At 72.7% G+C, this 19807-nt stretch carries 21 protein-coding genes and 1 pseudogene; 12 read left to right on the top strand and 10 right to left on the bottom strand.

What is annotated here, in order from left to right; translation table 11 throughout:
• Positions 1-61: 61 nt before the first annotated feature.
• Complete coding sequence (locus ACFY9E_RS08065; protein WP_390980551.1) at positions 62-706, bottom strand: PhzF family phenazine biosynthesis protein; 645 nt, start codon at positions 704-706, stop codon at positions 62-64.
• Positions 707-906: 200 nt separating this feature from the next.
• Here ACFY9E_RS08065 and efeO point away from each other — a divergent pair, with 200 nt between their 5' ends.
• From efeO to ACFY9E_RS08085, 4 genes are all read left to right on the top strand, one after another.
• Positions 907-2055, top strand: coding sequence for an iron uptake system protein EfeO (gene efeO, locus ACFY9E_RS08070; protein WP_390980553.1), 1149 nt, complete (start codon positions 907-909; stop codon positions 2053-2055).
• Positions 2056-2065: 10 nt separating this feature from the next.
• Positions 2066-3313 (top strand): iron uptake transporter deferrochelatase/peroxidase subunit, encoded by a 1248-nt coding sequence (gene efeB / locus ACFY9E_RS08075; protein WP_390980555.1) that lies wholly within the window; start codon positions 2066-2068, stop codon positions 3311-3313.
• A 4-nt stretch (positions 3314-3317) separates the two neighbouring features.
• Positions 3318-4151, top strand: a complete 834-nt coding sequence (gene efeU, locus ACFY9E_RS08080; RefSeq protein WP_390980557.1) for an iron uptake transporter permease EfeU — start codon at positions 3318-3320, stop codon at positions 4149-4151.
• A 143-nt stretch (positions 4152-4294) separates the two neighbouring features.
• Complete coding sequence (locus tag ACFY9E_RS08085; protein ID WP_390980559.1) at positions 4295-5287, top strand: hypothetical protein; 993 nt, start codon at positions 4295-4297, stop codon at positions 5285-5287.
• A gap of 30 nt (positions 5288-5317) precedes the next feature.
• On the opposite strand, the gene ACFY9E_RS08090 is transcribed toward ACFY9E_RS08085, so the two are convergent.
• The gene (locus ACFY9E_RS08090; RefSeq protein ID WP_390980560.1) at positions 5318-6058 is read right to left on the bottom strand and encodes a bifunctional DNA primase/polymerase; all 741 of its coding nucleotides are present in this window, start codon (positions 6056-6058) and stop codon (positions 5318-5320) included.
• 209 nt (positions 6059-6267) lie between these two features.
• Between ACFY9E_RS08090 and ACFY9E_RS08095 the strand changes: the two genes are divergently transcribed.
• Positions 6268-7125: a glycerophosphodiester phosphodiesterase family protein gene (locus ACFY9E_RS08095; protein WP_390980562.1), complete on the top strand. Its 858-nt coding sequence runs from the start codon at positions 6268-6270 to the stop codon at positions 7123-7125.
• Here ACFY9E_RS08095 and ACFY9E_RS08100 read toward each other — a convergent pair.
• The gene (locus ACFY9E_RS08100) at positions 7104-7745 is read right to left on the bottom strand and encodes a TetR/AcrR family transcriptional regulator C-terminal ligand-binding domain-containing protein (RefSeq protein WP_390980564.1); all 642 of its coding nucleotides are present in this window, start codon (positions 7743-7745) and stop codon (positions 7104-7106) included. The two genes, ACFY9E_RS08095 and ACFY9E_RS08100, sit on opposite strands and share 22 nt — an antisense overlap.
• Before the next feature lie 110 nt (positions 7746-7855).
• Between ACFY9E_RS08100 and ACFY9E_RS08105 the strand changes: the two genes are divergently transcribed.
• Together ACFY9E_RS08105 and ACFY9E_RS08110 are read left to right on the top strand one after the other, a co-directional pair.
• Positions 7856-8062 carry a DUF6243 family protein gene (locus ACFY9E_RS08105; RefSeq protein WP_390980566.1) on the top strand — a complete coding sequence of 69 codons (207 nt, stop codon included), beginning with the start codon at positions 7856-7858 and terminating at the stop codon, positions 8060-8062.
• Positions 8063-8194: 132 nt separating this feature from the next.
• Complete coding sequence (locus tag ACFY9E_RS08110; protein WP_390980568.1) at positions 8195-9565, top strand: S28 family serine protease; 1371 nt, start codon at positions 8195-8197, stop codon at positions 9563-9565.
• Here the strand turns inward: ACFY9E_RS08110 and ACFY9E_RS08115 are convergent.
• The 4 genes from ACFY9E_RS08115 to ACFY9E_RS08130 all read right to left on the bottom strand — a co-directional run bounded on the left by ACFY9E_RS08115 (position 9532) and on the right by ACFY9E_RS08130 (position 13817).
• Positions 9532-9885, bottom strand: a complete 354-nt coding sequence (locus ACFY9E_RS08115) for a hypothetical protein (protein ID WP_390980570.1) — start codon at positions 9883-9885, stop codon at positions 9532-9534. The genes ACFY9E_RS08110 and ACFY9E_RS08115 overlap by 34 nt on opposite strands.
• Before the next feature lie 78 nt (positions 9886-9963).
• Complete coding sequence (locus ACFY9E_RS08120; RefSeq protein WP_390980571.1) at positions 9964-10947, bottom strand: small ribosomal subunit Rsm22 family protein; 984 nt, start codon at positions 10945-10947, stop codon at positions 9964-9966.
• 444 nt (positions 10948-11391) lie between these two features.
• The gene (locus tag ACFY9E_RS08125; RefSeq protein ID WP_390980572.1) at positions 11392-12567 is read right to left on the bottom strand and encodes a serine hydrolase; all 1176 of its coding nucleotides are present in this window, start codon (positions 12565-12567) and stop codon (positions 11392-11394) included.
• A complete protein-coding gene (locus tag ACFY9E_RS08130) occupies positions 12510-13817 on the bottom strand; it encodes a Bcr/CflA family efflux MFS transporter (RefSeq protein ID WP_390980574.1) in 1308 nt (435 codons plus the stop codon). Before ACFY9E_RS08130 ends, ACFY9E_RS08125 begins: the two co-directional genes overlap by 58 nt.
• Before the next feature lie 85 nt (positions 13818-13902).
• On the opposite strand from ACFY9E_RS08130, the gene ACFY9E_RS08135 reads away from it, so the two are divergent.
• On the top strand, positions 13903-14937 hold the full coding sequence (locus ACFY9E_RS08135; protein WP_390980576.1) for a Gfo/Idh/MocA family oxidoreductase: 1035 nt from the start codon (positions 13903-13905) through the stop codon (positions 14935-14937).
• Positions 14938-14985: 48 nt separating this feature from the next.
• Complete coding sequence (locus ACFY9E_RS08140; RefSeq protein WP_390980578.1) at positions 14986-15840, top strand: SDR family NAD(P)-dependent oxidoreductase; 855 nt, start codon at positions 14986-14988, stop codon at positions 15838-15840.
• A gap of 276 nt (positions 15841-16116) precedes the next feature.
• Here the strand turns inward: ACFY9E_RS08140 and ACFY9E_RS08145 are convergent, their stop codons facing one another.
• A complete protein-coding gene (locus ACFY9E_RS08145; RefSeq protein ID WP_390980580.1) occupies positions 16117-17103 on the bottom strand; it encodes an aldo/keto reductase in 987 nt (328 codons plus the stop codon).
• Positions 17104-17162: 59 nt separating this feature from the next.
• A complete protein-coding gene (locus ACFY9E_RS08150) occupies positions 17163-17489 on the bottom strand; it encodes a nuclear transport factor 2 family protein (RefSeq protein ID WP_390980582.1) in 327 nt (108 codons plus the stop codon).
• Positions 17490-17647: 158 nt separating this feature from the next.
• Between ACFY9E_RS08150 and ACFY9E_RS08155 the strand changes: the two genes are divergently transcribed.
• The 3 genes and pseudogenes from ACFY9E_RS08155 to ACFY9E_RS08165 all read left to right on the top strand — a co-directional run.
• Entirely contained in the window at positions 17648-18205 is a 558-nt protein-coding gene (locus tag ACFY9E_RS08155) for a DoxX family membrane protein (RefSeq protein ID WP_390980584.1), read from the top strand.
• A 59-nt stretch (positions 18206-18264) separates the two neighbouring features.
• Positions 18265-18606, top strand: a complete 342-nt coding sequence (locus ACFY9E_RS08160) for a MazG-like family protein (protein ID WP_390980586.1) — start codon at positions 18265-18267, stop codon at positions 18604-18606.
• A 37-nt stretch (positions 18607-18643) separates the two neighbouring features.
• Positions 18644-18756, top strand: a pseudogene (locus ACFY9E_RS08165) (helicase-related protein); the annotation flags it as partial.
• Between the two features lie 229 nt (positions 18757-18985).
• On the opposite strand, the gene ACFY9E_RS08170 reads toward ACFY9E_RS08165, so the two are convergent.
• Positions 18986-19771, bottom strand: a complete 786-nt coding sequence (locus tag ACFY9E_RS08170) for a hypothetical protein (protein ID WP_390980588.1) — start codon at positions 19769-19771, stop codon at positions 18986-18988.
• Between the last annotated feature and the right edge of the window lie 36 nt (positions 19772-19807).

Consider the following 19807-nt stretch of genomic DNA (forward strand, 5'->3'; position numbering starts at 1 on the left):
GGTCCCCGTTCACCGCCTCGCACACACGCTGTTCCACCCGTACGGACGCGCTCCGCCCGGGTCAGCGTTCCAGATGGACCCGGCCGCCGACCTCGGTCCACCCGCCCGGCTGAGGCGCGGTCAGGATCTGCGAGCCCGCGCCCTGGGTGATGTTGAGGGCCCGGCCGAGCCGGTCGGTGAGCAGCAGGGCCGCGGCCCCGGTCGCCTCGTCCTCGTCGATGCCGTCGCCCCGGCCGGGGAAGGCCCGGGCCCGGATCCGCCCGGCGGGCTCGTCCTCCCACGCCCAGGCGTACACCCACTCCCCGGGCGGCGGCACGGCCAGGTCGTCGACCTCGGCGGCCGTGCCGTACTGCCGCAGCGTCCGCGCCGGCACCCACTCCGCGCGGGCCTCGATCCAGCAGAACTCCCCGTCCTGCCGGGCACCGACCACTCCGGCGGGCGTGACGAGCTCGGGCACGTCCAGCAGCCATGCCGCCCCCACGCAGGGATGCCCGGCGAAGGGCAGCCGCAGCGTCGGCGTGTAGATGTCGATCACTCCGCGCTCGGGGTCGTCGACGAACACGGTCTCGCTGAACCCGACCTTCGCGGCGAACGCCTGCCGCTCGTCCCGCTCAGGCATCACGGACCCTTCGCGCACGACTCCGAGCTCGTTGCCGTACCCACCGTTCGGTCCACAGAAGACGCGCAGCACGTCGTAGTCAGTCACGAGGGGAATTCTCACATCGCCGGGGCGGCCGGTCGTCCCGGGCGGCAGCACCGCCGGAGAGGGGCGCACGCCGGTGACGCAGGGGGCGCAGCGACCTTTGACCCTCCCTTGACCCAATCATGGGGGCGATTTTTAGCCACTTAGGTAATCCTTATGTGCTGTCTTAGGTGAGCCTCACCTTCCTGTCTCCTGGAGCCCATATGCGACCCGCCCGTCCCGCTTCCGTCGTCATCGCCGCCGCGGCGGCCCTGGCCGCCGTCACCGGCTGCACCGAGAAGAGCGACGCGAAGGACGGCGACCACGTCATCAACGTGACGGCGACGGACGACAAGTGCGAGGTGTCGAAGAAGGAGTTCCCCGCCGGGCACGTCGAGCTGGCCGTCGAGAACAAGGGCTCCAAGGTCACCGAGGTCTACGTCCTCTTCCCCGACGACCGTGTGGTCACCGAGCGGGAGAACATAGGCCCCGGCACCAAGCAGCGGGTCACCGCCGAGGTGAAGGCCGGTGACTACCAGATCGCCTGCAAGCCGGGCATGAAGGGCGACGGCATCCGCCAGGCCGTCAAGGCCACCGGCGGCAAGGCCGTCAAGCGCGACCCGCGTCTGGACAAGGCCGTGGCGGCCTACCGCGCCTACGCGCAGCAGCAGGCCGACGAGACGCTGCCGAAGGCCGAGGCGTTCGCCGAGGCCGTCAAGGACGGCGACCTCGAAGCGGCGAAGAAGGCGTACGCGCCCTCCCGCATCGGCTGGGAGCGCACCGAGCCGGTTGCCGAGTCGTTCGGCGACATCGACCCCAAGGTCGACGTCCGCGAGGACGGTCTGGAGGACGGCCAGGACCCCGCCACCGACTGGACGGGCTGGCACCGCCTGGAGAAGGCCCTCTGGCAGGACAAGAAGATCGGCGACCGCGAGAAGGAACTCGCCGGCCGGCTCATCACCGACCTGAAGGACTGGCAGAACCGGGTCGGCAAGGCCGAGATCACCCCGACCTCCATGGCCAACGGCGCCAAGGAACTCCTCGACGAGGTCGCCACCGGCAAGGTCACCGGCGAGGAGGAGCGCTACTCGCACACCGACCTGGTCGACTTCAAGGCCAACGTCGAGGGCGCGCAGAAGTCGTACGACCTGCTGAAGCCGGTCGCCAAGGAGAACGACGCGGCTCTGGTCACCGAACTCGACGAGCAGTTCGCCGCCCTGGACAAGCTGCTCGACCAGTACCGCCCGAACACGACGTCGTACGACTTCACCTCCTACGACAAGGTCGGCAAGGCCGACCGCAAGGAGCTCTCGGACGCGGTCAACGCCCTGGCGGAACCGCTGTCGAAGCTCGCCGCGGCCGTGGTGAAGTAGCGGGGCCACGATGACGGACGAGACCACCCCCTCCCCCTCCCCCTCCCCCAGCCGCCGTTCCCTGCTCGGCTGGGGCGGCGCCGGCCTGGCCCTCGGCGCGGCCGCGGCAGGCGGCGCGGTGGCGATGGCCCGCACCGAGGACGACACCGAACCGGCCGGCTCGGCGATCGCCTTCCACGGCCCGCACCAGGCGGGCATCGCCACCCCCGTCCAGGACCGCCTGCACTTCGCCGCGTTCGACGTGACGACCGACGACCGTGAGGCCTTCGTTCAGCTGCTGAAGGACTGGACGGCGGCCGCCCGGCGCATGACGGCCGGGCACGCCGTCGGCGAGGGCGCCTACGGCGGTCTGGCCGAGGCGCCCCCGGACGACACCGGCGAGGCACTGGGCCTGAAGCCCTCCCGCCTGACCCTCACCATCGGCTTCGGCCCGTCCCTGTTCGAGAAGTTCGACCTCGCGGACCGCCGCCCGGAGGCCCTGGTCGACCTGCCGAAGTTCGCGGGCGACAACCTCGACAAGGCCCGCAGCGGCGGCGACCTGTGCATCCAGGCCTGCGCCGACGACCCCCAGGTCGCGGTCCACGCCGTGCGCAACCTGGCCCGCATCGGCTTCGGCAAGGTCGTCATCCGCTGGTCGCAGCTCGGCTTCGGCAAGACGTCCTCGACGACACCCGAGGCGCAGACACCACGCAACCTGATGGGCTTCAAGGACGGCACCCGCAACATCGCGGGCACCGAGACGGACCGTCTGAAGAAGTTCGTCTGGGTGGACGACAAGGACGGTCCGGCGTGGATGCGGGGCGGCTCCTACCTCGTCGCCCGACGCATCCGCATGCACATCGAGACCTGGGACCGCACCTCGCTCCAGGAGCAGGAGGACATCTTCGGCCGCGACAAGGGCGAGGGCGCGCCGGTCGGCAAGGCCAAGGAGCGCGACGAGCCGTTCCTGAAGGCGATGAAGCCCGACGCGCACGTCCGGCTCGCACACCCCGACACCAACCACGGGGCGACGATCCTGCGCCGCGGCTACTCCTTCACGGACGGCACGGACGGCCTCGGCCGCCTGGACGCGGGCCTGTTCTTCCTGGCCTACCAGCGGGACGTCCGCAAGGGCTTCATCCCGATCCAGCGCAGCCTGGCCGCGGACGCGCTCAACGAGTACATCCAGCACGTGGGTTCGGCCCTCTTCGCCGTCCCGCCGGGCGTCCGCGACCAGGACGACTGGTGGGGCCGGACGCTGTTCTCCAAGGAGGCCTGAGCCCGTGTTCTCCAACTACCTGATCGGTCTGCGCGAGGGCCTGGAGGCGAGCCTCGTCGTCTGCATCCTCATCGCCTACCTGGTCAAGACGGACCGCAGGGACGCCCTGAAGCCGATCTGGGCGGGCATCGGCGTGGCGGTGGCCCTCGCGTTCGGCTTCGGCTGCGCCCTCGAATTCGGCTCCCAGGAACTGACGTTCCAGGCGCAGGAGGCACTCGGCGGTTCGCTGTCGATCCTCGCGGTCGCCCTGGTGACGTGGATGGTGTTCTGGATGCGCCGCACGGCCCGTCACCTCAAGTCGGAACTGCACGGCAGGCTGGACGCGGCGCTGGCGATGGGCACGGGCGCGCTGGTCGCGACGGCCTTCCTCGCGGTGGGCCGCGAGGGCCTGGAGACGGCCCTGTTCGTCTGGGCCTCGGTCCACGCGGCGAGCGACGGCACGCCCCGCCCCCTGCTCGGCGTCGCCCTCGGCCTCCTGACGGCGATCCTCCTGGGCTGGCTGTTCTACCGGGGCGCGCTGCGCATCAACCTGGCGAAGTTCTTCACCTGGACCGGCGGCATGCTGGTGGTCGTCGCGGCCGGCGTCCTGGCCTACGGCTTCCACGACCTCCAGGAGGCCGACTTCCTGCCCGGCCTCACCGACAAGGCCTTCGACATCTCCGGCACGATTCCCCCGGACAGCTGGTACGGCACGCTCCTCAAGGGCGTCTTCAACTTCCAGCCGGACCCCACCACGCTCCAAGTAGCCGTCTGGCTCCTCTACTTGATCCCGACCCTGGCTCTGTTCCTCGCCCCGGCCCGGACCACGACGCCGACACCGGTGCGCGACAAGGTGTGACAACCCACCGTCACCGACGCTGAGTCCGGTCGGGCCCGCACCCGGCGACAGCCGAAGCCCCCGGCCCTCACCCCACCCCCGGCCCGACCGCCGGAGGCACCCGGTAGGGTTCGCCTCCGGAAAGGGGAAGGTGAAGGTACCCGATGAGCAGGGATCGCGACCCTCGTACGCTCCGCAGGCCCGCCCGGAGCGCCCTCATAGCAATTTCGGTGACCGCTTTGTCACTGACGGCCAGTGGATGTGTCGTGGTGCACGGCGAACGGGAGATCCTCCCGGCCACGACCCGCGCCGAAGCCGCCGAGGCCCTCCAGGAGTTCACGACCGCGTACAACGAGGCCGACAAGGCCTACGACGGCACCCTGGACGCCGACCACACCACCGGCGCCCTCGCCGACATCGACGCGGCCCGCCTGAAGGCCGGGAAGGCCAACAACCCGGCCGGCAACCCGAACCACACCCCGCTGAAGCTGACCGACGCGAAGTTCACCATCCCCAAGAAGGCCGGCTGGCCCCGCTGGTTCGTCGTCGACGCGGCCGGCAACAAGGGCGGCAGCGCCCGCTGGCTGCTGGTGTTCACCCGCAGCAGCCTCGACGACCCGTTCCAGGTGGCGTACCTGACGCTCGTCGCCCCGGGCAAGGTCCCGCAGTTCGAGAAGGACGCCGACGGCTGGGCCGAGCCCGTCCCCGCCGAGTCGACCGACCTGGCCACCGGCCCCGGCGAGCTGAGCCGGGCGTACGCGACGTACCTGAAGAGCGGCGGGGAGACCTTCGCGGACGGCGCCCACACCAGCCAGTGGCGTGCCCTGCGCCAGAAGAACTCCAAGAGGCCGGGCAGGGTCACCCAGTACATCGACGAGCCGCTGACGAACGGCGACTACGCACCGCTGGCGCTGCGCACGACGGACGGCGGGGCGCTGGTGTTCTTCACCACGCGCCACTACGAGAAGCAGACCGCCTACGCGGGCACGTCCGTGCCCGCCCCGGGCAAGGACGTCCTCGCCCTGACGAAGGGCGAGATCAAGCAGTCCCTCACGATGGAGTTCGTCTCCAACGAGGTGGCGCTGGACCCCAAGGGCCGGGGCCCGGTGACGATCCTGGGCCGGATCCAGGGCCTGACCTCGGCGGAGGGCTCGTAGCGGCCCTCACGGTACGGTCGCCGACCGGCTTCAGTGCCGCCGCGTGGGCCAGGCAGCCCCGGCGGCGTGGTCGGAGTCCTCACCGGCGTACCGCCCGCCGACCTCCGTGAGCACCTCCAGCAGGCTCAGCGGATCCGGCAGCGCGTGCTCGGGCCCGCGCACCCACCGCACCGCCCGGCCCTCACCGGGCAGCCGCGCGGGCGGTACGAGGACGTAGGAGCCCCGGCAGTGCCAGCGCAGCCCGGGGTGCTCGTCCACCGTCTCGGGGTGGCAGTCCAGTTCGCACGGCCACCACTCGTCCTCGTCCTCGGGCGTACCGCGGGTGAGGGTGAAGAAGAGCAGGCGGCCGTCGTCGCTCTCGGCGACCGGCCCGACCTCGATCCCGGCGGCGAGCAGCTGCTCCAACGCGTCGCGACCGGCGTCGAGGGGAACGTCGAGGACGTCGTGCACCATGCCGGTCGCGGTGATGAAGTTGGCCTGCGGCTGATGGCGGGCCCAGCGCTCGATCTGGCCGCGGTCGGTGGTGGACTGCGTCTGCCAGGCGAAGGACACCGGATGGCGGGCGGGGGTGGGACAGCCGACCCGGTCGCAGGAGCAGCGGTACCCGGAGGGGTGGGCGGCGGGCGCGAGAGGCAGTCCCGCGTCGGCGGCGGCGAGCAGCAGGGCCTCACGGCCGCCGTCCCCGGCGGTCTCCTTCGGCCGGCGCCCGGCGCGCAGCCACTGGGTGAATTTGCCCTGCAGGCCGGTCCGGCCGCCGAACTCCGCGCTCATCTATCCCCTCGCCTCGCCGTCGTGCGGAACAGCATGCCTCATGGTCCCATCTTCCCGCGCACCGGGGGGCCAGTGCCCACATCGGGGACAGGAGGGAACGCAACGTACACCGGGCATCCGATGGGGGGAGAACCGGCGAGCCCCGCTCTCCCCCACGATCGGGTGTCATTGCCCGCTTTGCCATGACATGGCGTCCTACCGTGGTCGCCATGGTCACAAGGATCGCGCTGACGGGTCTGGCCTCCATGGCTTCCGTGGTCTCGCTGACCCTCACGGGACCCGGCGGCCGCGCCCCGGCGCCGCTGGAGTGGGGCGCGGGGCCGCTGACCGTGGCGGCCCTGCCCCGGATCACGTACGTCGCGCACCGCGGCGGCGCCCGTGAGGTCCCCGAGAACAGCATGGCGGGACTGGCCGCCGCCTACGAGCGCGGGACGGCGCAGGTGCTCGACTTCGACACCCGGGTGCTGCGCGACGGCACGCCGGTGGTGTTCCACGACGAGACCCTGAACCGCACCACCTACCTGGGCGGCGAGGTGCGCGCCCTGGACGCCCGGGAGTGGCAGGGCGTACGGCTGCGCCCGAAGGACAGGCTGCCCGGGAGCTGGCGGTCGGAGCGGCCGCCGACGGTCGCCGAGGTGCTGGATCGTTTCGGCGGGCGGATCGTGCTGATGCTGGAGGCGAAGGATCCGCGCGGTCTGGACCGGCTGGCCGCGCTGATCCGGGCCCGCGGCCTGACCCGCTCGGTCTTCGTCAACTCCAACGACCCCGAGGTGGCCCGGCGCGTCCACCGCCTCGGGCTGCTCTCGCAGTTGTGGCGCTCGGCGCAGCAGCTGCGCACGGACCGCCCGGAGCGCTGGCGGTCGTACGTGGACCTGCTGGACGTGGACCACCGGGCGCGCGACGCGGACCTGGTGCGCGCGGTGAACTCGGGGATCGCCCGGGTGTGGGCGCACACCGTGGTGACGGACGCGCAGCGGGACCGGGTGCTGGCGCTGGGCTGCGGCGGCGTGATCACGGACGCGCCGGGGCGGCTGGCCCGGGCCGCTCAGCGCGGGGCCAGACCGTGAAGGGCGTAGTCGACGAGGGTGTCGGTGTACTCGTAGGAGATCGGGCCGGTGCGCTGGAGCCAGCGCTGGGCGAGCGGGGAGATGAAGAACTCCAGGGCGATCCGCGGGTCGATCTCGGGCCGCACCTGGCCGGCGTCCTGCGCGGCGCGCAGCCGGGTGATGTAGAGGTCGAGTGAGGGCTGCATCAGCTTGGCCACGAGCTCGCGCCCGAGCTGCTCGTTGACGACGCCCTCGGCGGCCAGCGCGCGCGAGGGCGCCTCGAACCTCGGGTCGCGCAGTTCGTCGACGGTGGCCCGCAGGACGGCCTTGAGGTCGGCGGCGAGGTCGCCGGTGTCCGGGAAGGTGTACGGCGCGGGCCCGGCCTCCGGCGCGGACTGCTCGGCCAGGTCGAGGAACGCCTCCATCAGGACGTCCGCCTTGGACGACCACCAGCGGTAGATCGTCTGCTTGCCGACACCGGCGCGGGCGGCGATGCCCTCGACGGTGGTCTTCGGGTAGCCGACCTCGACGACCAGCGCGAGGGCGGCGTCGTAGATGGCGCGGCGGGACTTCTCGCTGCGCCGGGTGGAGTCGGGGGCGGACTTGCCGGGAGCGGGCTGGGTGGACTTCTGGACGGCCATGGCCCGAATTTATCAGGTTGACAAGACGGAGCGTCTCGCGGACAGTGGAGCACGTACGAACGAGACGAACCGTCTCGTCACGATGAGGTAGTCAGGGTAAGGAGCCCGAGATGACCCGAGGCGGAGCCGGAAACATGCTGGGTGTGGGCGGATCGCGCAAGAACCTCGGCCGCAGGGCGCTGCGCGGCGGCGGCCGGGGCGACCGGATCGGCGGCGGTCTCGACCCGCAGGCCCAGAAGCGCGAACTGCTGCGCACGCTCCAGGAGAAACGACAGCGGAAAGCACAGGAGGAGGGCACGGCCGGCACGGCGTCCTGAGCCTCCCCCGTGCGAGGGAGAGCGGACCCCCGCGCGCGGGATCCTCCCGGGCTGTCCGGCGGATGTACTGAGGCGGTCGCGACCCCGCGACCGGCGGACACCCGCCCACGGACGCCCGGGAGGACTCGGCTCATGAGCACATGGACCAGACGACGGCTCATCGCCTCGGCGGCCACGGCCGTCTCAGCGGCGGGCCTCGCCACCGTGGCGGCCCGACCCGCACGGGCCGCGACCGCACCGGCCCGCCCCGGGGACGTCGACGTGGCCGACGCCTTACGGGCCCTGCCCGGACTGCGTCTGATCGAGGAGCGGCAGGACGCCGAGCCGGGGTACCGGCACTTCGTCCTTGGCCTGCGCCAGCCGGTCGACCACACGAACCCCGCCGCCGGCACCTTCGAGCAGCGCCTCACCCTGCTCCACACCGCCGCCGACCGCCCCACCGTGCTGCTCAGCACGGGCTACCAGGCGGTCCTCACCCCCCGGCGGACAGAACCGGCGGTCCTGCTCCGCGCCAACCAACTCCAGGTCGAGCACCGCTACTTCGGCGCCTCACGCCCCGCGGACCCCGGCTACACCCACCTCACCGTCCGCCAGGCGGCCGACGACCACCACCGCGTCGTGCGGCTCTTCCGCCGGCTGTACCCCGGCGCGTGGATCTCCACCGGCGGCAGCAAGGGCGGCATGGCGAGCGTCTACCACCGCCGCTTCCATCCCCATGACGTGGCCGGCACGGTGGTCTACTCGGCCCCGAGCAACGTCGACGACCGGGACGACTCCGCGTACCTCCGCTTCCTGGAGACGGTCGGCACCCCCGCCGCCAGGGAGTCCCTCAAGGCGGCCCAGCGGGCGATCCTGCTGCGCCGGGCCGACCTGGTCGCCCGCTACGAGGCCTGGGCGGCCGCCACCGGCGACACCTTCCGGCTCGTCGGCAGCGCCGACAGGGCACTCGAAATCGCCGTCCTGCGCGCGCCGTTCATGTTCTGGCAGCGCGGCACCCCGGCCGACGTGGCCGCGATCCCCGGCCCCGGGGCGACGTCCGAGGAGCTGTACACCTGGCTGGACGACACGGCGGGCCTGGACCTGTACGCCGACACGACCGCCCGGAACTACATCCCGTACTGGTACCAGATCGGCACCCAGCTCGGGTACGGCAGTCTCCCCACCGCCCACCTGGCGGATCTGCTACGCCACCCGGGCGCCGCCGAGCCGCGCAGTTTCGTCCCCCGGGACATCACGTTGCGCTTCGACCCGGCCGCCATGCCCGACATCGACCGCTGGGTCCGCCGCCGCGGCAACCGGCTGCTGTTCGTCTACGGCACCCAGGACCCCGCCGTGGCCGAGCACTTCCACCCCGGCGGTCCCGACGCACGGGTGCTGTGGGTGCCGGGCGGGAACCACGGTGCCGACCTCGCGGACCTGTCCCCCGCCGACCGGACGGCGGCGGAGGACGCGCTGGTCCGCTGGGCGGGTCAGGAGTACTTCACGCACACGTTGGGCACGTAGCCCACGGTGCCGCGGTAGTTGACCTTGCGCCAGTAGTGGTAGCTGTCTATCCCGCAGGTGTTCCTGTACGAACCGCCGTCGACACCCTTGATGTCGCAGCCCTTGGTGCCCTTGTACCAGAGGCGCAGGCTGGTGGACCTGGTGCTGGCCGACTTGCGGACGTGAACGGTCGACAGGGCCGTGAGGCTCTTGCACTGCGCCGTGGCCGCGACGGTGGACACGTCGTCGCTCCCGACGGCCGCCGCGCCGGACGCGCTCGGCACGAACCCGGCCAGGGCCAGGGCCGCCGCCGCCAGCGGAGCGATCAGCAGTTTCTTCAAAGGGTCCTCCCGTTTCAGTGGTACGCGTTGCTCACGCCCGAGGGCGCGAAAATGATCTTATGCGTACCTGACAGAAGCTCAGGAGGGCGGCCAGGCGTCTCCCCAGTCGGCGTCCCGTGCGGCCTTGTACAGGTCGCCGTGGCGTTTGGTGACGGTGCCGCGGCGCAGGGACGGTTCGCTCTCGCACAGGTCCAGGAGGACCTGGCCCTTGCGGATCTGGGGGCGCCGGACGACCCGGGAGGGAGCCGGTTCGACGGGGAAGCGGGCGGCGGCGACGTAGGCGAACTTCTCGTCCTCGTAGGCGAGGGAACCGCCCTTCACCTGACGGTGCAGGGAGGAGCGGCTGACCCGGGCGGAGAAGTGGCACCAGTCCGTGCCGGGGACGATGGGGCAGGCGGCGCTGTGCGGGCAGGGGGCGGCGATGCGGAAGCCGGCGGTGATGAGCCGGTCGCGGGCCTCGATGAGGCGGGCGTAGCCGTCGGGGGTGCCGGGTTCGACGATCACGACGGCCTGCGCCGCGGCCGCGGCGGCGTCGACGAGGGCGGTGCGGTCGGGGGCGGTCAGCTCGTTGAGGACGTAGGACACGGTGACGAGGTCCGTGCTCTCGAGGGAGAGAGCCGCCCCGATCCGGGAGCGCTGCCAGCGGACGTCCCTCAGCTCCGGGTTGGCCGCGGCGATCTCGCGCCCCAGGGCGAGCGCGGGCTCGGCCCAGTCGAGCACGGTGGTGGGCCGCCGGCCGCCCCAGACCGCGCTCACGGCCCAGGCCGCGGCGCCCGTGCCCCCGCCGAGGTCGGTGTGCCCGCCGGGCACCCAGTCGGGAGCGGCGTCCGCGAACGCCTCCAGCGCGGAGCGCACGGCCTCGAAGGTCGCGGGCATCCGGTAGGCGGCGTAGGCGGCGACGTCGGCCCGGTCCCGCAGGATGGGGGCGTCGGTCGGGGTGGCCCCCCGGTAGCTGGCGATCAGCCGCTCGACCGCCTGCGCGGCCTGCCGGGGCGGCAGCCCGTCGAGCAGACCGGCGAGGGCGGCACGGAGGTTTTCGGCCGGGGGTACGGGGGCGTTCACCCGGCGATTCTACGAGGCGCACGGGGGGTGCGGCGCCGGTCCGGGCGGCGGTGCACCCTGCGGCGAGCGGCCGCTCGGGCCGACGGCGAGCGGTGCACGGGCGGCGGAGTGGGGCCCGCGCGGGCGGCGGTGATCGCGGGGGCACCCGCACGGGCGGCGGGCGGCGGTGATCGCGGGGGCACCGCACGGGCGGCGGTCAGCACGAGGGCACCGCACGGGCGACGGGCGGCGCGAGGGCACCGCACGGGCGGCGGGCGGCGGTGATCGCGGGGGCACCGCACGGGCGGCGGGCGGCGCGAGGGCACCGCCGGGCGGCGGGCGGCGGGCGGCGGTCAGCGGTCAGCGGTCAGCGCGAGGGCACCGCACGGGCGACGGGCGGCGCTCATATCCGCCCGCCTCCCCCCTCGTCATACCCCGCCACTCCCCCCTGGCCGGCGGTGAGAATCACCGCACCGCCCGCGCCACCCGGGATGCCGCCGCGGCCCTCGGGGCGCTGTCCGGGCGGCGGCGGCGCGGGTGGACCGCGTTGGTGAGGAGGACCAGGAACGTGTCCGTGGCGGGGTCGAGGACGAGGGACGTGCCCGTGAAGCCCGTGTGGCCCGCCGCGCCGCGGCCCGCCAGGTCGCCCATGAACCACGGCTGGTCGAGGGAGAACCCGAGGCCCGGCGGGGTGAAGAGCAGCTCGACGAAGTCGGGTCCGAGGATGCGGGCGGGGCCGTGGGAGCCGCCGGCGAGGAGGGTGCGGCAGAACACCGCGAGGTCCCGGCCGGTGGAGAACAGCCCCGCGTGGCCGGCCACGCCCCCCAGCGCCCAGGCGTTCTCGTCGTGGACCTCGCCCCGCAGCATCCCCCGGTCCGCCTTGGCCCACGGCCGCCGCTGGTCCTCCGTCGCCGCGGCACCCGGGCACGGCCCGAAATCCGTCGACGTCATGCCCAGCGGCCGGGTGATGCCGTCGTGGACGAGGACGTCGAGGGTGCGGCCGGTGATGCGCTCCAGGACGTACTGGAGGAGGAGCATGTTCAGGTCGGAGTAGCAGTACGTGCCCGGCACCCCGACCGGCGCCTCCGCCCGGAGCATCGCCAGCCGCTGCGCGTCGTCGGCGCAGTCGTACAGCGGGAGTTCGGGCCGCAGCCCGGAGGTGTGGGTGAGCAGCTGCCGCACGGTGATGCCGTGCCGGGCGGCCCCCGTGAAGTCGGGCAGGTACGCCCCGACCCTCGCGTCGATGCCGAGCGTGCCGCGCTCGATCTGCTGCACGGCGGCCACGGACGTGAACAGCTTGGTGAGGGACGCCAGGTCGAAGGGCGTGCCGACGGTCATCGGGACCCGGTCCTCGGGGGGCAGCTCCACCCCGGCGTCGGCGTCGGGGTCGTAGGACGCGTAGCGCACGGCCCAGCCCGTCGCCTCCTCGACCGCGATCACCGGGCCGCGTCCGACGACCAGGACGGCGCCCGGCGCCCAGGGACGCTGCCCGGTGGTGAGGACGTGGACCTCCCGGACGAGCCGGCGCAGTTCCGCCGGGTCGAGTCCGGCCCGTTCCGGTGTGCCGTCGCGCAGTCTGGCGCTCAGCTGACTGCTCCCTCCACGCTCGGGCGGCCGCTCTCCTTCTTCCAGGGTCGGCACATTCCCATGAAGCAGGCCAGTGCCACCAGTGCGGCGGCCAGTTGGACGACGGCCATCGGGACGGCGGTGTCCTCCCCGGCGACACCGACGAGCGGGGAGGCGATCGCGCCGATGAGGAAGGAGGACGTGCCGAGCAGGGCCGAAGCGGAACCGGCGGCGTGCTTGGTGCGCATCAGGGCGAGCGCCTGGGTGTTGGGCAGGGTGATGCCCATCGCCGACATCAGCACGAACAGCGCGACGGCGACGGGCGCCAGTCCGACCTCGCCGAAGACGCCCAGGGACATCAGCAGCAGCGCGGTCGCGGCGGTGATGACGACCGCGAGGCCGAGGCCCAGGACCCGGTCGAGACTGACCCGGCCGACGAGGATCTTGCCGTTGATCTGGCCGACGACGACCAGCCCGACGGAGTTCACGCCGAACAGCAGACTGAACGTCTGCGGGGAGGCGCCGTAGATCTCCTGGATGACGAACGGGGAGGCCGAGATGTAGGCGAAGAGGGCGGCGAAGGCGAAGCCGCCGGTGAGCGTGTAGCCGGTGAAGGAACGGTCGGCGAGCAGGGTGCGCATCGCCCGCAGGGCCTCGCCGACGCCGCCGCCGTGGCGCTCGGCGGGCGGCAGCGTCTCGGGCAGTCGCGCCCACACCAGGGCCCCGATCAGCACACCGATGACGGTGAGGACGGCGAACACGCCCCGCCAGTCCGTGACCCGCAGGACCTGCCCGCCGATCAGCGGTGCCACGATCGGGGCGACCCCGGAGATCAGCATGAGGGTGGAGAAGAAGCGGGCCATGGCCATGCCGTCGTAGAGGTCGCGCACGACGGCCCGGGCGATGACGATGGCGGCGGCGCCCGCGAGGCCCTGGGCCAGCCGGAAGGCCACCAGCAGCTCGACGGTGGGGGCGAGGGCGCACAGCACGGTGGCGACGACGAAGACGGCGAGCCCGGCCAGCAGCGGGCGGCGGCGCCCCCACCGGTCGCTCATGGGCCCGACCACGAGCTGCCCGAGCGCCATGCCGGCCAGGCACGCGGTGAGCGTGAGCTGGACGGTCGCGGCCGGCGCGTGCAGGGAACGGGTGACCTCCGGCAGGGACGGGAGGTACATGTCCATCGCCAGCGGAGGCACGGCGGTCAGGCTTCCCAGGAGGAAGGTGACCAGGAGCCCGGTGCGGCGGTGCGCCGTGCGGTCGGGCCGCTCCGTCCCGGCTGCGGCCTCCTGCGCGGTGTTCGATATGGACGCCCCGCCCTCGGGCATGAGTCCCTCCCTCTGAATGTCGATCGCCACCTATGCTCTCAGCTCGTACGGACTGCTCGGGGTCACGAGGTGGAGGCGGGGCGCGATGACGGTGGACACGGTGCGGTGGGGGATCCTGGCGACCGGGGGGATCGCGGGCGCGTTCACCGCGGATCTGATCGACCTGCCGGACGCGGAGGTCGTGGCGGTCGCGTCGCGGTCCGAGGCGTCGGCGAAGACGTTCGCGGAGCGGTTCGGGATACCCCGGGCCTACGGCGACTGGAACGCGCTCGCGCAGGACGAGGACATCGATGTCGTCTACGTCGCCACCCCGCACACCGCGCACCGGGCCGCCGCCGGGCTGTGTCTCGCGGCCGGGCGGCACGTGCTGTGCGAGAAGCCCTTCACGCTGAACCTGCGCGAGGCGGAGGAACTCGTCGCGCTGGCGCGCGAGCACGGGCGCTTCCTGATGGAAGCCATGTGGATGTACTGCAACCCGCTGGTGCGGCGGCTGAAGGCGCTGGTCGACGACGGCGCGATCGGCGAGGTGCGCAGCGTCCAGGCCGACTTCGGGCTGGCCGGCCCGTTCCCGCCCTCGCACCGGCTGCGGAACCCGGAGCTGGGCGGCGGCGCGCTGCTCGACCTGGGCGTGTACCCGGTGTCGTTCGCGCAGCTGCTGCTCGGGGAGCCGTCGGACGTCGCGGCGCGGGCGGTGCTCTCCGAGGAGGGCGTCGACCTCCAGACGGCGGCGGTGCTCTCCTTCGACAGCGGCGCGCTCGGTTCGGTGCACTGCTCCATCGTGGGCGGTACGGCGACCTCCGCCTCGGTCACCGGCTCGAAGGGCCGGATCGACATCCCGCACGGGTTCTTCTTCCCGGAGGGTTTCGTCCTGCACCGGGACGGCCGCGACGCTGAGGAGTTCACCGCCGATCCGGCGGACGGACCCCGCAACAGCATGCGCCACGAGGCGCTGGAGGTGATGCGGGCCGTGCGCGCGGGTGAGACCGAGTCCCCGCTGGTGCCGCTCGACGGCACGCTCGCCGTGATGCGGACGCTCGACGCCATCCGGAACCGCGTCGGCGTCCGCTACCCGGGCGAGACCCCGGACGAGGACCTCACGACGGAGCTCACGCCGGCTTGAGCCCTGGTCCCGCAGCGTGCGGACGTGGCTCCCGTACGCTGCGGGCGCATGAATGCCAAGGACAATGCAATCGCGGTGGTGACCGGGGCGGGTTCCGGCATCGGCCGGGCGGTCGCCGTGGAACTGCTGCGCGCGGGCTGGTCGGTGGCACTGGCGGGCCGGCGCGCCGAGACGCTGGAGGAGACGGCGGCCCTGGCGCCCGAGGGCACACACGGCGGCACGAGCGGGGGCACCAGTGGGGGCACGACCGGGAGAGTGACCGGCGGCACGAGCGGGGGCCCGGCCGGGAGGGCGACCGTCGGTGCCGCTCTCACCGTACGGACGGACGTCTCACGCCCCGAGGACGTGAGCGCCCTCTTCGCCGCGACCGTCGAGCGCTTCGGCCGGGTCGACCTGCTGTTCAACAACGCGGGCACGTTCGGGCCGGGTGGCGTGCCGGTCGAGGAGCTGCCCTACGAGGCGTGGCGGCACGTGGTGGACACCAACCTCAACGGGGCGTTCCTGTGCGCGCAGGCGGCGTACCGGCAGATGAAGGAGCAGGAGCCGCAGGGCGGCCGGATCATCAACAACGGCTCGATCTCCGCCCACACGCCCCGCCCGCTGTCGGTGGCCTACACGGCGACCAAACACGCCCTGACGGGCCTGACGAAGTCCCTCTCTCTGGACGGGCGGCCGTACCGGATCGCCGTCGGGCAGATCGACATCGGCAACGCGGCCACCGACATGACGTCCCGTATGCAGACGGGAGCCCTCCAGGCAAACGGGGAAGTCGCCCCGGAACCGGTCATGGACGTCGCGGACGTGGCCCGCACGGTGCGGCACATGGCGGAGCTGCCGCTGGAGGCGAACGTGCAGTTCGCGACCGTACTGGCGACGGCGATGCCGTACGTCGGACGCGGCTGAGCACACGACGGAGTTCGTCAAGTCGTCAACCTGCACAACCGGAATAGCAACGTCCGCCCCATTGCGGCCGATAGGGAGCCTATGCTCAACTCTCCTACACGAAAGCTTCACAGTTGGAGCAGAGGGCTTCCGTAGGCCACATCCAGGGGGGCGGCGGCAGTCGTTCCACCGCACCGGGTGGGGGTGGACTTCGCGAGGGACCGCGAAGTACGCACCGGTGCGTGTGGAACGGCTGCCGCACACGTCAAGGACCGGATGCAGGGACCGGATGTGGGGTCACCGCCCGAGCAGCCGGTCGACCTCTGCGAGCTGCGCGCCGGTCAAGGCCCCCTTGTCCAGGGCCCCTGCGTTCTCCTCCGCCTGGGCGACCGAGCGGAAGCCGGGGATGGGAACCGTGCGCGGGCTGCGCGACCACAGCCAGGCCAGCGCGCCCTGGGCGAGCGTGCGGCCCTCGCTGGTGAGGACCTCCCTGAGAGCGTCGACCCGGGCGAGCCACTCAGGGTCGGCGCCGGACCCGGCACCGAAACCCCGCAACCAGGCCGGGGGCCTGCTGCGGATGTCCCCGGCCTCCAACGGCTGCCCCTCCCGGCGCTTCCCGGTGAGCAGCCCCATGGCGAGCGGACTGCGGTTGATGCTCGCGAGGCCCGCCTCCTCGCACAGCCGCAGCATCGCGGGCGCGTCCTGGAGGACGTTGAGCGCGTGCTGGACGGCGGCGCAGTGCGGCCCCTCGGCGAACACGGCGGCGCGTGCGGGGTCGTCGGTGCTCCACGCGTAGGCCCGTATCAGCCCTTCGCGGACCAGCTCCTCGCAGGTGTCACGGAGCAGGGCGGCGCGCTCGGGGTCCGCGTCGGAGAGGTGGAACTGGTAGAGGTCGACGTAGTCGGTGCCGAGCCGGCGCAGGGACGCGGTCAGGGCCTGGCGCAGATAAGCCGCGGAGTCGTCGCCGCCGGTGAGGGTGCGGGTCTCCTCGTCGAACACGTTGCCCCACTTGGTGGCGACGACGACATCCGCCCTGCGCTTGCCGAGAGCCCGCCCCAGCACGCGTTCGCTGTGCCCGGCCCCGTAGGTGTCGGCGGTGTCGAAGAAGGTGACGCCCAGGTCGAGGGCGCGCCGCACCGCCCGCACCGACTCCTCGTCGTCGACCTTGCCCCAGCCGAGCGGCTGCCCGTCGAGAGCCTGCCATTCACCGCCGATCGCCCAGCAGCCGAAGCCGAGTGCGCTCACCTCGATGCCGCCGCGTCCCAGCGGCCGTGTGGTCTCCATGCCGGGAGAGGCTAGAAGTTGGAGCGCACACGAACACAAGCCCCTGCGGGAGGCGGGTTTCAGGCCTGCCCGGTCTCGAAGCGGGTGATCCGGCCGTCGTCGTCCACGGTGAAGCTCCACCGGGTGCGCATCTCGCCCCAGGTGTCGTTGCTGTAGCGGGCGATGAGGGAACGGCCGCCGTTGGACTCGTTGTCGACCTCCATGTGGCCGTGGGAGGAGAAGATCTCCCGCTCCACCCAGTCGGCGAGGTCCCGCTCGGAGCCGTCGTCCGTCATGGTCGCGCCCGGCGCGAGGAGCTCCATGAAGCTCTCGCGGTCGTGGTTGTTCACGGCGGCCACGAAGGCGCGGACGGCCGGGTCGCTGAGGCGCGTGATCTGAATCGTCATACGAGCCAGCCTCGTACCGGCCCCCACCCCCCGCCACCCGTGCCACCCGAACGGCGTCCAGGACGGGTCCGCGAGGTGGCGCGAGGTGCCGGGGATGCGACGGTGGAGAACGCGATGAGAACCCTCTTCCCTTCCTGCTGCCTGCTCCGGGAGACGACGTGAGCCGTTACGACCGACGCGATCTGGGCCTGCTGCTGCTCCGGCTGGGGGCGGGGGGTGTGCTGGCCGCCCACGGCGCGCAGAAGCTGTTCGGCTGGTTCGGCGGGCACGGCATCGAGGGGACCGGCCAGTTCATGGAGTCCGTCGGCTACGCCCCCGGCAAGGCGAGCGCGACCGCGGCCGGCCTCGCGGAGACCGGCGGCGGCACCCTGCTGGCCCTGGGCCTGGCCACCCCGGCCGCGGGTGCGGCGGCGGCCGGCGCGATGGCCGGAGCGGCGGCGGTGCACACCCCGAACGGCTTCTTCAACCAGGGCGGCGGCTACGAGTACGCGGCGACGCTGGGCCTGACCGCGGCGGGCCTGGCCGTCACCGGCCCGGGCCGCCTCTCCCTGGACCACCTGCTCGGCCACACGGTCAACCGCGGCTGGATGATCCCGGCGGCCTTCGCGGCGACGGCGGCGGGCACGGCGGCGGTGGTGGGCGCCCGGACGAGGCGCCTGCGCAAGGCGAAGGAAGGGGAGCAGGAGGCGTTGTTCGAGGAGGAGTACATGGAGTAGGGGCGGCGGCCGGGCAGTGTCAGGCCCGTTGTCAGACCCTCGTGCCAGGCTGCGTCCCCATGAACGAACAGTCCCCCGCCCCTGAACTCTGGTCCACCATCGATGCCCTGTCGGAGTGGCTCGACACCAACCGCCCGGTCGAGGGCCGCGAGGGCGTCCTCCTGCGCATCCTGAAACTCTCGGAGGAGGTAGGCGAGGTCTCCGAGGCGGTGATCGGGGCGACGGGCCAGAACCCGCGCAAGGGCGTCACACACACGTGGGAGGACGTGCAGGCGGAGTTGTGCGATGTCGCCATCACGGCGCTGATGGCATTGCGGACGCTGACGCCGGAGGCCCGGGAGGTGTTCGGGGGGCATCTGGAGCGGGTGCGGGAGCGGTCGCTGGGGTCGGCGGTCCAGTGACCGCTCCGTACTCCGGTTGATTCAGAGCTGCTGCTCTGGCATCGACGTCGGCGACCTGGACCGGGTCGTCCGGATCGACGCCCCAGGCTCGGTGTGGCCTCGTTCCTGCAGCGTCTTGGCCGCACCGGCCGACGGCCCGGTGCCAGCCGCTGCTCACCGACGAGGTCATCGGCCCTCGTCGACTGCTGCTCGCCGGGCGCAGCTGGCAGGTGACGTACATCGACTGGTCACGCCGCCGCTGCTCTCGCAGCGCGGTCGGCCGATGTGAAGGGTGCCATCGCTTCGCTCCGAGAAGCCGTAAGGTTCACGACCAGGTGAGGGCGCCTCTCTTGGAGGACCAGTCCGAGGCCGGACGGCGCTGATCAGGCGGTCGGTCCCTTCACAGCGCGTCCAGCGCGCTCACCTTCCACCCGTCGCCTGTGCGGTCCATCGTCATCCGCACCCGGTTCTGGTCCACGCGGGCCCCGGAAACCTGAGTGCTCTCGGTGACCTGGTTGACGAAGAGCAGGACCACGACCTTGTCGGGGGAGGCCGAGACGACGGAGGCGGCCGGGGTGCCGCCGGAGGAACCGGGGGCGGCGACCGTGGCCTTCACCACGCCGTGGTACTTCTGGGCCGTCGGGGCGACCACGGTCTTCGTGGTCGTGCCGTACTCGTCGCGGAAGTCGCCGGTCAGGTGGGCACGGGCCCTGGAGAAGTCCTTGTCCAGGCGGCGGTAGTCGTACGACAGGACGATCGGCGCCGCCTTTCGCGCGGCCGCGAGCGCCTCGGCCCGGGCCGTCTCCGTCAGGCGCCCGTCACGGTACTGCCATCCCAGGGCGGCGAGCGCGACCAGGCCCAGGACGAGCAGGACGGCAAGGAGGAAGGTGAGCGGCCTTCGACGGCCGCCGGGGCGGGCCTCGCTCGGTTCCTGTGGCGCGTCTTCCTCGAACGACGCCGGTGACGGCTCAGGCGGGTCGTCCCAGCCGTCCTTCGGTGCCTCGACGAGGACGGTGCGTCCGGCGCGTGGCCGTTCGGCCCGCCGCGGGGACTCCTCGTCGCCGGCCGTCGCCGCGCCCGCTTCACGGTGGCCGCGCTCCGCGCGCTTCGCCGCCGCGCGGGCGGCCGCCGTCATGGTGCGCCGGGTGCCCGGAGCGGGGGCGCGGCCGGTGGTCGTCTTCGGCATGGTGGTACTCCTCGTACTCCTCGTCGGTGCTTGTCG

Source organism: Streptomyces sp. NPDC012466, assembly GCF_042955215.1.
Taxonomy (GTDB): Bacteria; Actinomycetota; Actinomycetes; order Streptomycetales; family Streptomycetaceae; genus Streptomyces.

Bases quoted from the DNA above. Each gene is read 5' to 3' on its own strand.
- efeO (WP_390980553.1), top strand. From the start codon at position 907: ATGCGACCCGCCCGTCCCGCTTCCGTCGTCATCGCCGCCGCGGCGGCC.
- efeB (WP_390980555.1), top strand. From the start codon at position 2,066: ATGACGGACGAGACCACCCCCTCCCCCTCCCCCTCCCCCAGCCGCCGT.
- ACFY9E_RS08085 (WP_390980559.1), top strand. From the start codon at position 4,295: ATGAGCAGGGATCGCGACCCTCGTACGCTCCGCAGGCCCGCCCGGAGC.
- ACFY9E_RS08090 (WP_390980560.1), bottom strand. From the start codon at position 6,058: ATGAGCGCGGAGTTCGGCGGCCGGACCGGCCTGCAGGGCAAATTCACC.
- ACFY9E_RS08095 (WP_390980562.1), top strand. From the start codon at position 6,268: ATGGTCACAAGGATCGCGCTGACGGGTCTGGCCTCCATGGCTTCCGTG.
- ACFY9E_RS08100 (WP_390980564.1), bottom strand. From the start codon at position 7,745: ATGGCCGTCCAGAAGTCCACCCAGCCCGCTCCCGGCAAGTCCGCCCCC.
- ACFY9E_RS08105 (WP_390980566.1), top strand. From the start codon at position 7,856: ATGACCCGAGGCGGAGCCGGAAACATGCTGGGTGTGGGCGGATCGCGC.
- ACFY9E_RS08110 (WP_390980568.1), top strand. From the start codon at position 8,195: ATGAGCACATGGACCAGACGACGGCTCATCGCCTCGGCGGCCACGGCC.
- ACFY9E_RS08130 (WP_390980574.1), bottom strand. From the start codon at position 13,817: ATGCCCGAGGGCGGGGCGTCCATATCGAACACCGCGCAGGAGGCCGCA.
- ACFY9E_RS08135 (WP_390980576.1), top strand. From the start codon at position 13,903: ATGACGGTGGACACGGTGCGGTGGGGGATCCTGGCGACCGGGGGGATC.
- ACFY9E_RS08140 (WP_390980578.1), top strand. From the start codon at position 14,986: ATGAATGCCAAGGACAATGCAATCGCGGTGGTGACCGGGGCGGGTTCC.
- ACFY9E_RS08145 (WP_390980580.1), bottom strand. From the start codon at position 17,103: ATGGAGACCACACGGCCGCTGGGACGCGGCGGCATCGAGGTGAGCGCA.
- ACFY9E_RS08150 (WP_390980582.1), bottom strand. From the start codon at position 17,489: ATGACGATTCAGATCACGCGCCTCAGCGACCCGGCCGTCCGCGCCTTC.
- ACFY9E_RS08160 (WP_390980586.1), top strand. From the start codon at position 18,265: ATGAACGAACAGTCCCCCGCCCCTGAACTCTGGTCCACCATCGATGCC.
- ACFY9E_RS08170 (WP_390980588.1), bottom strand. From the start codon at position 19,771: ATGCCGAAGACGACCACCGGCCGCGCCCCCGCTCCGGGCACCCGGCGC.